13 protein-coding genes are annotated in these 11,692 nt (G+C 73.2%); 5 read left to right on the top strand and 8 right to left on the bottom strand.

Annotated elements, in window-relative coordinates; translation table 11 throughout:
• Positions 1 to 20 precede the first annotated feature (20 nt).
• The 5 genes from AES38_RS13350 to radA are packed head-to-tail and all read left to right on the top strand — an operon-like array spanning position 21 to position 5,727.
• Complete coding sequence (locus AES38_RS13350; protein WP_053775378.1) at positions 21 to 2,567, top strand: DUF4118 domain-containing protein; 2,547 nt, start codon at positions 21 to 23, stop codon at positions 2,565 to 2,567.
• Complete coding sequence (locus AES38_RS13355) at positions 2,564 to 3,268, top strand: response regulator (protein WP_053775379.1); 705 nt, start codon at positions 2,564 to 2,566, stop codon at positions 3,266 to 3,268. Before AES38_RS13350 ends, AES38_RS13355 begins: the two co-directional genes overlap by 4 nt.
• Before the next feature lie 56 nt (positions 3,269 to 3,324).
• Positions 3,325 to 4,101, top strand: coding sequence for an SGNH/GDSL hydrolase family protein (locus AES38_RS13360; RefSeq protein ID WP_244629182.1), 777 nt, complete (start codon positions 3,325 to 3,327; stop codon positions 4,099 to 4,101).
• Positions 4,102 to 4,142: 41 nt separating this feature from the next.
• Positions 4,143 to 4,355 (top strand): hypothetical protein, encoded by a 213-nt coding sequence (locus AES38_RS13365; RefSeq protein ID WP_053775381.1) that lies wholly within the window; start codon positions 4,143 to 4,145, stop codon positions 4,353 to 4,355.
• A 10-nt stretch (positions 4,356 to 4,365) separates the two neighbouring features.
• Entirely contained in the window at positions 4,366 to 5,727 is a 1,362-nt protein-coding gene (gene radA / locus AES38_RS13370; protein ID WP_045929333.1) for a DNA repair protein RadA, read from the top strand.
• Between the two features lie 46 nt (positions 5,728 to 5,773).
• On the opposite strand, the gene AES38_RS13375 is transcribed toward radA, so the two are convergent.
• The 8 genes from AES38_RS13375 to AES38_RS13410 all read right to left on the bottom strand — a co-directional run bounded on the left by AES38_RS13375 (position 5,774) and on the right by AES38_RS13410 (position 11,562).
• The gene (locus AES38_RS13375; RefSeq protein ID WP_053775382.1) at positions 5,774 to 6,088 is read right to left on the bottom strand and encodes an ArsR/SmtB family transcription factor; all 315 of its coding nucleotides are present in this window, start codon (positions 6,086 to 6,088) and stop codon (positions 5,774 to 5,776) included.
• A 100-nt stretch (positions 6,089 to 6,188) separates the two neighbouring features.
• Positions 6,189 to 6,347: a hypothetical protein gene (locus AES38_RS13380; RefSeq protein WP_043668269.1), complete on the bottom strand. Its 159-nt coding sequence runs from the start codon at positions 6,345 to 6,347 to the stop codon at positions 6,189 to 6,191.
• A 105-nt stretch (positions 6,348 to 6,452) separates the two neighbouring features.
• Positions 6,453 to 7,115, bottom strand: coding sequence for a hypothetical protein (locus AES38_RS13385; protein ID WP_053775383.1), 663 nt, complete (start codon positions 7,113 to 7,115; stop codon positions 6,453 to 6,455).
• 52 nt (positions 7,116 to 7,167) lie between these two features.
• Positions 7,168 to 7,710 (bottom strand): amino-acid N-acetyltransferase, encoded by a 543-nt coding sequence (locus AES38_RS13390; protein ID WP_053775384.1) that lies wholly within the window; start codon positions 7,708 to 7,710, stop codon positions 7,168 to 7,170.
• A 37-nt stretch (positions 7,711 to 7,747) separates the two neighbouring features.
• Positions 7,748 to 8,008: a hypothetical protein gene (locus AES38_RS13395; protein ID WP_053775385.1), complete on the bottom strand. Its 261-nt coding sequence runs from the start codon at positions 8,006 to 8,008 to the stop codon at positions 7,748 to 7,750.
• A 1-nt stretch (position 8,009) separates the two neighbouring features.
• Positions 8,010 to 9,584: a sensor histidine kinase gene (locus tag AES38_RS13400; protein WP_053775822.1), complete on the bottom strand. Its 1,575-nt coding sequence runs from the start codon at positions 9,582 to 9,584 to the stop codon at positions 8,010 to 8,012.
• A 56-nt stretch (positions 9,585 to 9,640) separates the two neighbouring features.
• Positions 9,641 to 10,414: a response regulator transcription factor gene (locus AES38_RS13405; RefSeq protein ID WP_053775386.1), complete on the bottom strand. Its 774-nt coding sequence runs from the start codon at positions 10,412 to 10,414 to the stop codon at positions 9,641 to 9,643.
• Positions 10,415 to 10,533: 119 nt separating this feature from the next.
• Entirely contained in the window at positions 10,534 to 11,562 is a 1,029-nt protein-coding gene (locus AES38_RS13410; RefSeq protein ID WP_053775387.1) for a TerC family protein, read from the bottom strand.
• Positions 11,563 to 11,692: the final 130 nt, after the last annotated feature.

Raw genomic sequence — 11,692 nt, forward strand, 5'->3', positions numbered from 1 at the left:
GCGGGCAAGGAAGAGGAGACATGAAGCGCGGTCGGCTGCGGGTGCTGCTGGGAGCGGCGCCCGGCGTGGGCAAGACCTACGCGATGCTCGAGGAGGGCAAGCGGCTGCGCGAGGAGGGCGCCGACGTGGTGGTCGCAGTCGTGGAGACCCACGGCCGCGCCGCCACGGCGGCGATGCTCGAGGGGCTGGAGATCCTGCCGCGGCGCGAGGTCTCGCACCGCGGCGTGGAGATCACCGACCTCGACGTGGACGCGGTCATCGCCCGCCGCCCCACCATCGCGCTCGTCGACGAGCTCGCCCACACGAACGCGCCGGGCGGCCGCAGCGAGAAGCGCTGGCAGGACGTGGACCTCATCCGCGACGCCGGCATCGACGTGATCTCCACCGTCAACATCCAGCACATCGCCTCGCTCAACGACGTGGTCGAGAAGATCACGGGCGTGCCGCAGCGCGAGACGATCCCCGACCGCGTGCTCCGCGAGGCGCACCAGATCGAGGTCATCGACCTGGCGCCCGAGGCCCTGCGCGACCGGCTCGCCGGCGGGCGCGTGTACCCGGCCGAGCGGATCGACGCGGCCCTCTCCCACTACTTCCGGCTCGGCAACCTGACCGCGCTCCGCGAGCTCGCGCTCCTCTGGCTCGCCGACGAGGTCGACACCGCGCTCGCCGCCTACCGCGACGAGAAGGGGATCGACGCGAGGTGGGAGGCCCGCGAGCGCGTGGTCGTGGCGCTCACCGGCGGCCCCGAGGGCGAGACGCTGCTGCGCCGCGGCGCCCGGATCGCCGCCCGCTCGGCCGGCGGCGAGCTGATGGCCGTGCACGTCTCCAGCCAGGACGGCCTCCGCTCCGGCAGCCCCGAGGCGCTCGCGGCGCAGCGCGCCCTCGTCGACTCGCTCGGCGGCAGCTACCACCAGGTCGTCGGCGACGACATCCCGCGCGCGCTCGTGGAGTTCGCGCGCGCCTCCAACGCGACGCAGCTCGTGCTCGGCGTCAGCCGCCGCAGCCGCCTGGCCGCCGCCGCGACCGGGCCCGGCATCGGCGCCACGGTGATCCGCGAGTCCGGCGACATCGACGTGCACATCGTCACGCACGCGGCGGCTGGCGGGCGCTTCCGCCTCCCGCGGATCCGGGGCGGCGCGCTCAGCATGCGCCGCCGGATCCTGGGCGCGCTGCTCGCCCTCGGCGGCGGACCGCTGCTCACCTGGTTCCTCTCGGCCACGCGCTCCGACGACTCCATCACCAGCGACGTGCTCTCCTACCAGCTGCTCGTGGTTCTGGTGGCGCTCGTCGGCGGCATCTGGCCAGCGCTGTTCGCGGCCGTGCTCTCCGGCTTCACGCTCGACTACTTCTTCATCGACCCGCTCTACACGATCACCGTCGACGAGCCGCTGCACCTGCTCGCGCTCGTGCTCTACGTGGTCATCGCGCTGCTCGTCAGCTGGATCGTGGACCAGGCCGCCCGCCGCACCCGCCTCGCCCGTCGCGCGGCCGCCGAGGCCGAGCTGCTGGCGACCGTGTCGGGATCCGTGCTCCGCGGCGAGGGCGCGGTGCACGCGCTCGTCAGCCGCGCCCGCGAGGCGTTCGGCCTGCAGGGCGTGAAGCTCGTGGACCGCGGCGAGACGATCGCGTGGGACGGCGTCGTCACCGGCGCCGCCGCGACCGACGTGGCCGTGGGATCCCGCGGCGTCCTCACGCTCTACGGCGACGACCTCGAGGCGTCCGGCCGCCGCCTCCTCCGCGTCATCGCCGCGCAGCTCGACGCCGCGCTCGAGCACCGCGACCTCTCCGACACCGCCCGCGAGGTCGGCCCGCTCGCCCAGACCGACCGCGTGCGCACCGCCCTCCTCTCCGCCGTCAGCCACGACCTGCGCCGCCCGCTCAGCGCCGCGACCGCCGCCGTCACCGCGCTCCGCTCCCCCGGCCTGACCTGGGCCGACGGCGACCGCGAGGAGCTGCTCGCCACCGCCGAGGAGAGCCTCGGCACGCTCGCCGACCTCGTCACCGACCTCCTCGACGTCAGCCGCGTGCAGGCCGGCGTCCTCGGCGTGCGGCTCATGGACGTCGACCTCGACGACGTCGTGCTCGCCGCCCTCGACGAGCTCGACCTCGGGCCCGCCGACGCCGTCCTCGACCTCGCGCCCGCGCTGCCCGGCGCCGTCGCGGATCCGGGCCTCCTCCAGCGCGTGGTCGTCAACCTGCTGAGCAACGCCGTGCGGCATGCTCCCGAGGGCGTGCCCGTGCGGCTCAGCACGAGCGCGTTCGCCGAGTCCGTGGAGATCCGCGTGGTGGATCACGGCCCCGGCGTCGCGCCCGAGCGCCGCGACGACATGTTCGTGCCGTTCCAGCGCCTCGGCGACACCGACAACGCGTCCGGTCTCGGTCTCGGCCTCGCGCTCTCGAAGGGCTTCACCGAGGGGATGGGCGGCACGCTCACCGCGGAGGACACCCCGGGCGGCGGGCTGACGATGGTGGTCGCGCTGCCGGTGTGCCGTGCGGGTGCCGAGCCGGTCGCCGAGGCGCCCGCGGACGAGCCCTCCGCCGCCGCGTCCTCGGAGGTGTCCGCGTGAAGATCCTCATCGCCGACGACGACCAGCAGATCCTGCGGGCCCTCCGCATCACCCTCACGAGCCTCGGCTACGACATCGTCACCGCGGACGACGGCGCCGCCGCCATCCGCGCGGCCGTGGCCGAGAAGCCCGACCTCTACATGATCGACCTCGGCATGCCGCGGCTCGACGGCGTCGAGGTGATCCAGGCGCTCCGCCTCTGGTCGACCGCGCCGATCCTGGTGGTCTCCGGTCGCTCCGGTGCCGCCGACAAGGTGGAGGCGCTCGACGCGGGCGCCGACGACTACGTCACCAAGCCGTTCTCCATCGACGAGCTGCTCGCCCGGATCCGCGCCCTCGGCCGCCGTGCCGCCGCCGACGAGGACCGCTCGGCCGTCGTCGCCTTCGCCGACGTGACGGTCGACCTCGCCGCCCGCGTCGTCACCCGAGCCGACCAGCGCGTGCGCCTCACCCCCACCGAGTGGCAGGTGCTCGAGCTGCTCGTGCGGAACCCCGACCGGCTCGTCTCGCGCCAGACGCTCCTCACCGAGATCTGGGGCCCGACCCACGTCAACGACAGCGGCTACCTCCGCCTCTACGTGGCGCAGCTCCGCAAGAAGCTCGAGCCGGATCCGTCGCACCCGCGGCACCTGCTCACCGATCCCGGGATGGGGTACCGGTTCGTGCCGGCGGGGGCGGGGCGGGCGCCGGGCGAGGAGTAGCGGCGGGCCGGCGGCCGACCAGCCGGCACCCGGATCCGCGAGCGTAGGCTCCCGTGGTGCCCACGAGATCCACCCGCGCAGCCCGCCCCGCCGCCGTCATCGCCTCCGTCGCCGCCGCGCTCGGCGGCCTCACCGCCGCCGCCCTCGTCGTGCCGCGCCGGTTCGAGGCCGGCCGCCGCGAGCGGGCCGTGGTCCTCAACGAGACGCTCCCCGTGAACTCCGCCTGGTGGCGCGAGCACGCGAAGACCGAGGGCGACCTCCTCTACGTGGCGCTCGGCGACTCGACCGCGCAGGGCATCGGCGCGAGCCGCCCCGGCAACGGGTACGTCGGGATCCTCGCCGACCGGATCCGCGCCTTGAGCGGCCGCACGGTCCGCACCGTCAACCTCAGCGTCTCGGGCGCCCGCGTCGCCGACCTCGTCGAGTACCAGCTCCCCCGCCTCGCGAAGCTGCAGCCCGACGTCGTGACCCTCGCGATCGGCGCCAACGACATCGCCGCCTTCGAGCCGGTCGCCTTCGAGCGCGACCTCGGCCGGATCCTCGACGCCGTCCCGCCGACCACCGTCGTCGCCGACCTGCCGTGCTTCCACTTCCCCGCGAGCGAGCGCAAGGTGCGGGTCGCCAACGAGATCGTCCGCCGCCTCGCCACCGACCGCGGCCTCCGCCTCGCCCCGCTGCACCGCATCACCCGCCGCCAGACCGCGATCCTCGCGCTCACCCAGGCGGCCGGCGACCTCTTCCACCCGAACGACCGCGGCTACCGCGTCTGGGCGAGCGCGTTCCTGCCCTTCCTCCCGGCGACTGTCCGCGCGCTGGAGGTGTCGGGGCGCTGAGGCGCGCGCGCCTGATCCGCCCCCGTCCGTAGGGTGGATCCATGGCCGACGACAGCCCCGACGCCCGCCCCACCGGCACGCTCTGGCTGAATGTCGGCCTCGTCGCGGGCGCGCTGCTCGTGACGGGTGCCGTCCACCCGCAGCGGATCCCGGCCGCCGTCTTCGCCCTCGCCGTCGTCATGTACATCCGCGCGCACAGCCGGGTTCGCGCATCCCGCGCCTACGACGACGAGGGTGTCGGCGGCCGCCGGTAGAGTCCCCCGCATGGCCCGCACCCACTCGACGTACCGCTGCTCGGAGTGCGGGTGGACGACCCCGAAGTGGGTCGGCCGGTGCGCCGAGTGCCAGAGTTGGAACACCGTCGCCGAGGTGTCGCAGACGCCCGCGGCGGCCGGCCGCGTCACCACGCTCACGCCCGCGGGATCCAGCCAGGCGCGATCGATCATGCACGTCGGCACCGCGTCCGCCAGCCACATGCCGAGCGGCGTCGGCGAGCTCGACCGGGTGCTCGGCGGCGGCATCGTCCCCGGCGCGGCTATCCTCATGAGCGGCGAGCCCGGCGTCGGCAAGTCCACGCTGCTGCTCGAGGTCGCCGCGCGCGCCGCCGCGAAGGGCGCGAAGGTCCTCTACGTCACGGCGGAGGAGTCGGTCGCGCAGGTGCGCATGCGCGCCGAGCGCACGGGCGGGCTGCAGGAGTCGCTCATGATCGCGGCCGAGACCGACCTCGGCACGATCCTCGGCCACATCGAGCAGGTCGCGCCCGACCTCCTCATCGTCGACTCGGTGCAGACGGTGTCGAGCAGCACGTCCGACGGCCTGCCCGGCCACCCCGGCCAGGTGCGCGAGGTCGCCGTCACCCTCATCCGCGTCTGCAAGGAGCGCGACCTGCCGCTCCTGCTCGTCGGCCACGTCACGAAGGACGGCTCCATCGCCGGCCCGCGGCTCCTCGAGCACCTGGTCGACGTCGTCTGCCAGTTCGAGGGCGACCGGCAGACGTCGCTGCGCTTCATCCGCGCGCTCAAGAACCGCTTCGGCCCCACCGACGAGGTCGGCTGCTTCGAGATGGCGGGCGACGGCATCGTCGAGGTGCCGGATCCGAGCGGCATGTTCCTCTCGCGCGGCATCCACTCGGTGAGCGGCACGTGCGTCACCGTCGCGATGGAGGGCCGCCGAGCCCTGCCCGTGGAGGTGCAGGCGCTCGTCGTCGACACGAAGGCGCCGCAGCCGCGCCGGGTCGTCAACGGGGTGGACGCCTCCCGCGTCGCGATGCTCCTCGCGGTGCTGGAGAAGCGCGCCAACGTGCGGCTCTCGGACCGCGACGTCTACGTCTCCACGGTCGGCGGCGTGCGCCTCACCGAGCCCGCGGCCGATCTCGCCATCGCCGTCGCGCTCGTCTCCGCCGTCAACGGCAAGGCCATGCCGCACGACCTCGCGGCGTTCGGCGAGATCAGCCTCGCGGGCGAGATCCGCGGCGTCACGTCGGCGCCGCAGCGCGCGGCGGAGGCCCGGCGACTCGGCTTCACCCAGATCGTCGACGCCGAGTGGGGGCCGCTGTTCTCCGCGCTCGGCCGCGCGTTCTCCCTCGCGAAGAGCGAGCGGGAGAAGGAGCTCGACGAGGCGTTCTGAGCGGAGCGCCCGGGAACGGAGCGGAGCGGCAACGGCGGCGCTGGGGTCAGCTCGCGTCGGCGTGCCCGGCCGCATGCTCCCGCACATGCGCGACGGCGTCGTCCACCACGTGCGTCACGTGCGTGTCCGCCACCTCGTAGCGGGCGATGCGCCCGGTGCGCTCCACGGTCACGAGCCCGGACGACCGCAGCACGCGCAGGTGCTGCGAGACGAGCGGCTGCGTCATCCCCGACTCCTCGACGAGCTCGGTGACGGTCATCTGCCGGGTGGAGAGCAGACCCAGGAGGCCGAGCCGCGACGACGACGACAGCACCTTGAAGAGGTCGGCTGCCTGCTCGAAGCCGGCGGGTGGGTAGGTCACCTGATCGATCCTATGGCGGCGGGTGCCCGGAGACGACGACGGGGACCGGCCTCCATGGCCGGTCCCCGTGTCGATCCTCGCGCTCCGCCGCGCGACGGGATCAGTGCTCGTCGTAGTGGTCGCCGTGCTCGGCGTGCTTGTGGCCGTCGTGGACGAAGTCCACGTGGTCCTCGTGCGTGACGGTCTCGTGACCGCAGTCGGCGCCGTGCTGGTGCTCGGCGACGGTGTGCTCGGCGTGCTTCTCGGTGGTGTCGGTCATGGTGCGTCCTTCCGTGGGTGGAGCACCAGGATGACAGACGCATGCATGGATTGCAATGGATGCATCCAATCGAGAACCGTGGTCATGTGCGCACGGCCTCGCGGGTCAGTACAGCAGGAACGACTTCGACTGCGTGCTCTTCACCCCGGCGACCTCGACCGACAGCGTGTAGGTCGCGCCGCCCGCGGGGACGGCCGGGCGCTCCTTCTCCTGGCACGTGGTGGTGGACGAGCGCTGGCGCGACCACGCGAAGGGCGACGACGTCTGCGGCGTGCGGGCGGCGAGCTCGACCTGCGCGTCCTCGGCGCCCGTCTGGCAGTCGGTCGACTTCCAGTAGACGTCGGATCCGCTCGAGATGGTGAACACCTGCGTGGTCGTCCCGAGGTTCGCGGTGCAGGGCTCCATCCCCGTGTTCGTCACGGTGAACGAGAGCTTCGGCAGCACGCCGGCCTTGTAGGACGCGGCGTCCGTGACGGGCGTGACGGTGAGCTGGCCCGCGGCGCAGGATCCGTCGGCGTTCGTCTCGGTGCCGGCGCTCGCGCTCGGCGTGGGCGTCGGGGTCGCCTCGGGGGCGGCGGCGCCCGCGTCGTCGACGGCGTCCGCGGTCGGGGTCGCGCCCGGGTCGGCGGTCGGGGTCGAGCCGCGGCCGAGGTTGGAGACGATGATCACGACGACCGCGATCACCGCCACCACGACGAGCAGGGCGAGCAGACGGCGACGGCGGTACACGGCCGCGGACGGGCGGCCTCCGGGCGAGGTCGAGGACATGACGACAGGGTACGGTCGCCCGCGCGCGCGGCCCGGTCGCCGCGCCCGCCGGTCAGAGGGCCTTGAGCATGCGCGTGTTGCCGAGGGTGTTCGGCTTCACGCGGGAGAGGTCGAGGAACTCGGCGATGCCCTCGTCGTGCGAGCGGAGCATCTCGTAGTAGATCTCCTGCGCGATGATCGACTCGGCGACCTCGTGGTAGCCGTGGCGGGAGAAGAAGCCGACCTCGAAGGTCAGGCAGAAGAGGCGGCTGAGGCCGAGCTCGCGGGCGTCGTCCTCGAGGCGCTCGAGCAGCGCGTGGCCGACGCCCGTGCCGCGCGTGTGCGGGGCGGTGGCGAGGGTGCGGATCTCGCCGAGGTCCTCCCACATCACGTGCAGCGCGCCGCAGCCGACGACCTCGCCGGACGCGTCGACCGCGACCCGGAACTCCTGCACGTTCTCGTAGAGCACCACGAGGTCCTTGCCGAGGAGGATCCCCTCCATCACGAGCGGCTCGACGAGCTGCTGGATCCGGGGCACGTCGCCGGTGCGCGCACGTCGCACGGTGACGCCGCCTGCGGGCTCCGCGGACTCGACGACGACCTGCTCTGCGCTCACGATGACGACCTCTCGACCCGCGGCTCGGGCGCCCGGATCAGGGGTCCAGCCTAGCGACGGGCGGCTCGGGCGTCCGGGGCGGGTCTGGCTCCCCGTCCGCACCCAGCCGCGCGATCATCCGCGGCGCGATCCACACGATCGCCACCACGCCGACCACCGCGCGCAGCCCGGCGAACACGAGCACCCACCAGCCGACCCCGTCGCCGCCCACGAGCAGCGCGATCCCGATGACGACGAGCGCCGCGTCCGCGACGAACGGCACGCGCAGCCAGAATATGAGACGGCGGACGGGATCCATCTCAGGCGCCCGCACGCGGACCCGGACGCCCCACGACGGGCGCGCCGGACGGCGGAGCCCAGCGGTCGGATCCGGCGCCGGCGGCATCCCGCGCCTCCCCCGCCCGCCGCGCCACCGGCAGCCGCACGCCGAAGACCGTGCGGCCCGGCTCCGACTCGACCCACACCGCGCCCTGGTGCGCGGACACGATCGCCTGCGCGATGGCCAGGCCGAGGCCGGTGCCGCCGGTGGAGCGGGCGCGGGATCCGTCGCCGCGCACGAACCGCTCGAACAGCGAGGCCTGCAGCTCGGGCGGGATCCCGGGGCCGTCGTCGGTCACGCGGATGACCGCGTGCGCATCCGGGCCCACGCCCTCGACGGCGAGCGACGCGACGACGCGCGTGCCCGCCGGCGTGTGGGTGCGCGCGTTCGCGAGCAGGTTGACGACCACCTGGCGGAGCCGCGCGTCGTCGCCGGGGACGGACACGGAGTCCTCCGGCAGGTCGAGGTCCCAGTCGTGATCCGGGCCCGCGGCGCTCGCGTCGCCGACCGTGTCGAGGAGGATCCGGGTGAGATCGACCGGATCCGACTCCAGCTCGCGCCCCTCGTCGAGGCGCGCGAGGAGCAGCAGGTCCTCGACGATCGTGGTCATGCGCACCGACTCCGACTCGATGCGGGACAGCGAGTGCGTCACGTCCTCGGGCAGGGCGTGGGGCCCGCGCCGGGTGAGCTCGGCGTAGCCGCGGATGGAGGCGAGCGGCGTCCGCAGCTCGTGGCTCGCATCGGACACGAACCGCCGCACCTTCGCCTCGCTCGCCTGCCGCGACGACAGCGCCGCCGCGACGTGCCCGAGCAGGCCGTTGAGCGCGGCGCCCACGCGGCCGACCTCGGTGCGCTCGTCGGTGTCGGATGCGGGCACGCGCGCCTCGAGGGCGACGTCGCCGCGATCCAGCTCCAGCGCCGCCACGTGGGTCGCCGTGTCGACGACCCGGTCGAGCGGCCGAAGCGCGCGCCGCACGATGAGCGCGCCCACGAGCGCGGCGAGCGCGAGCGTGATCGCCGCGACCACCGAGATCACGACGATGAGCTGCTCCACCACGTCGTCGGCCGGCTTCAGCGGCAGGCCCGTGACGATGGTCGCGCCCGTCGTGGAGGTGTCGCCCACCAGGCGGTAGCGGCCGAGCGCGCCGCCGAGGTCGACCGTGCGGGGGATCCCGTCGGTGCGCACGCTCTGCAGCTGCTGGCTCTGCCGCTGGGTGAGCTCCACCGCGCCCGCGCCTCCCGGTTCGCCCTCGGCGGCGTCGCGGTCGGCGATGTACCCGCCCGAGACGACGCCGTCGACGATGGTGGCGCTGATCGTGCCGACCTGCTGCCCGAATGCGCCGAGCCCGCCGGGAGGGGCGCCGGGGAAGCTGCCGTAGTCGCCCGGATCGCGGTCGACGAAGCTCTGCGAGCGCGCCGCCGTGGCCTGCAGCTGCTGGTCGACCTGCTGCACGAGCGAGGCCCGCAGCGCGAGGATGCTGACCGCGCCGATGAGGACGCTCGCGAGCGCCAGCAGGCCCACGACGCTGAGGACCAGGCGGCGGCGCAGGGTCATGCCCCGCGCGGCGGCCGCCAGCCGGTCCCGCAGCGGCTGCGTCCCCGGCGGTCGGGTCACTCCGCGGCCTTGAGCATGTAGCCGGATCCGCGCACCGTGTGGATCATCGGGGCCCGCCCGGCGTCGATCTTGCGGCGCAGGTAGGAGATGTAGATCTCGACCACGCTCGACTTGCCGCCGAAGTCGTAGCTCCACACCCGGTCGAGGATCTGCAGCTTGCTCAGCACGCGCCGCGGGTTCCGCATCAGGTAGCGCAGCAGCTCGAACTCGGTGGCGGTCAGCTCGATCGGGTCGCCCGCCCGGGAGACCTCGTGGCTGTCCTCGTCGAGGGAGAGGTCGCCGACGCGGATCACGGGGTCGACGGTGTCGCTGACCACGAGCGTCGAGCGGCGGATGAGGCCGCGCAGCCGGGCCACCACCTCCTCCAGGCTGAACGGCTTGGTGACGTAGTCGTCGCCGCCCGCGGTGAGGCCGGCGAGCCGGTCGTCGAGCGAGTCCTTGGCGGTGAGGAAGAGGACGGGGATGTCCTCGGCGTCGGCCCGCAGCCGCGACAGCACCTGGAGGCCGTCGAGGTCGGGGAGCATGATGTCGAGCACCACGGCGTCGGGCTTGAACTCGCGCGCGGCGGCGAGCGCCTGGTGCCCGTTCTCGGCCGTGCGGATCTGCCAGCCCTCGTAGCGCAGCGCCATCTGGAGCAGGTCGGTGAGGGACGCCTCGTCGTCGACGACGAGCACCCGGATGGGCGACCCGTCGGCGCGGGTGAGGCGGGGCTGCTGTGCGGCGGCGGGCTGGAAGCCGGAGGGCGTTGCGGTGGTCACGGGATCCATCATCCGCAAGTTCCTATGAACCGACCATGAGCGGGCCATGGAGCGACCTCGACGTGGATCCTGGACGACGACGGGCCCGGCGCGTGGTGCGCCGGGCCCGGATCGTGCGGAGGTGCGGGAGGCTAGTGCTTGTCCTCCGTCGCGCGCGTGACGGGCTCGCCCTCGACCGTCTTCCGGTCCTCCTTCTGCTTGTCGCCGCGGGTCTTCGCGAGGCTCGCGACCGTGGCGACCGTGATGGTCGCGCCGATGAAGAGGAGCGAGAACCAGATCGGGATCTCGGGCGCCCAGAGCATCGGCTCGCCGCCGTTGATGAAGGGCAGCTCGTTGACGTGCATCGCGTGCAGCACGAGCTTCGCGCCGATGAACGCGAGGATGACCGCGAGGCCCTGCGACAGGTACACGAGGCGCTCGAGCAGCCCGCCGATGAGGAAGTACAGCTGGCGGAGGCCCATCAGGGCGAAGGCGTTCGCGGTGAACACGATGTACGCCTCGTTCGTCAGGCCGTAGATGGCGGGGATCGAGTCGAGCGCGAACACCAGGTCGACGAAGCCGATCGCGATGACGCAGAGCAGCAGCGGGGTGACGAAGCGCTTGCCGTCGATCTTCGTGGTGAAGCGGTCGCCGACGAAGTCGTCGTGCACGGGGAGGATCCGGCGGGCGATGCGCACGAACATGTTGTCCGCCGCGTTGCCGCCGTGGTCGCCCTTGAGCTGCTGGTACGCGAGCACGAACAGCAGCGCGCCGAAGATGTAGAAGACCCAGGAGAAGTTCTCGATGAGGGCGGCGCCGAGGGCGATGAAGCCGGCGCGCATGATCAGCGCGATGACGATGCCGATCATCAGCACCTTCTGCTGGTACTTCCGCGGCACGGCGAACCCGGTCATGATCAGCAGGAACACGAAGAGGTTGTCGATCGACAGGGCCTTCTCGGTGAGGTAGCCGGCGAAGTACTCGCCGCCGTAGCCCCAGCCGCTGGTGAAGCCGATGCCGACGCCGAAGATCAGGGCGAGGCCGATGTAGAAGGCCGACCAGCGGGCGGACTCGCCGATGCTCGGCTCGTGCGGCTTGCGCACGTGGGTGAAGAACTCGTAGACGAAGAACGCGATGGTGACCGCGATCGTGATGAGCCAGGTGGTCGTGGTGATGTTCACGGGGGTCTCCGGAAGTGAGGCCGACGGGAATCGGGACGGCGGGTGGCGCGGATCCCCATGATCCCATGCGGGATCTCCCCAGACCGGGGAAATGCCTGCGCCTACGCTCCCCGGATCGTGCGTGCCGCGG

This window comes from Clavibacter capsici, from assembly GCF_001280205.1.
GTDB classification, from domain to species: domain Bacteria; phylum Actinomycetota; class Actinomycetes; order Actinomycetales; family Microbacteriaceae; genus Clavibacter; species Clavibacter capsici.

Bases quoted from the DNA above. Each gene is read 5' to 3' on its own strand.
- AES38_RS13365 (WP_053775381.1), top strand. From the start codon at position 4,143: ATGGCCGACGACAGCCCCGACGCCCGCCCCACCGGCACGCTCTGGCTG.
- AES38_RS13385 (WP_053775383.1), bottom strand. From the start codon at position 7,115: ATGTCCTCGACCTCGCCCGGAGGCCGCCCGTCCGCGGCCGTGTACCGC.
- AES38_RS13395 (WP_053775385.1), bottom strand. From the start codon at position 8,008: ATGGATCCCGTCCGCCGTCTCATATTCTGGCTGCGCGTGCCGTTCGTC.
- AES38_RS13350 (WP_053775378.1), top strand. From the start codon at position 21: ATGAAGCGCGGTCGGCTGCGGGTGCTGCTGGGAGCGGCGCCCGGCGTG.
- AES38_RS13380 (WP_043668269.1), bottom strand. From the start codon at position 6,347: ATGACCGACACCACCGAGAAGCACGCCGAGCACACCGTCGCCGAGCAC.
- AES38_RS13400 (WP_053775822.1), bottom strand. From the start codon at position 9,584: ATGACCCTGCGCCGCCGCCTGGTCCTCAGCGTCGTGGGCCTGCTGGCG.
- AES38_RS13405 (WP_053775386.1), bottom strand. From the start codon at position 10,414: ATGATGGATCCCGTGACCACCGCAACGCCCTCCGGCTTCCAGCCCGCC.
- radA (WP_045929333.1), top strand. From the start codon at position 4,366: ATGGCCCGCACCCACTCGACGTACCGCTGCTCGGAGTGCGGGTGGACG.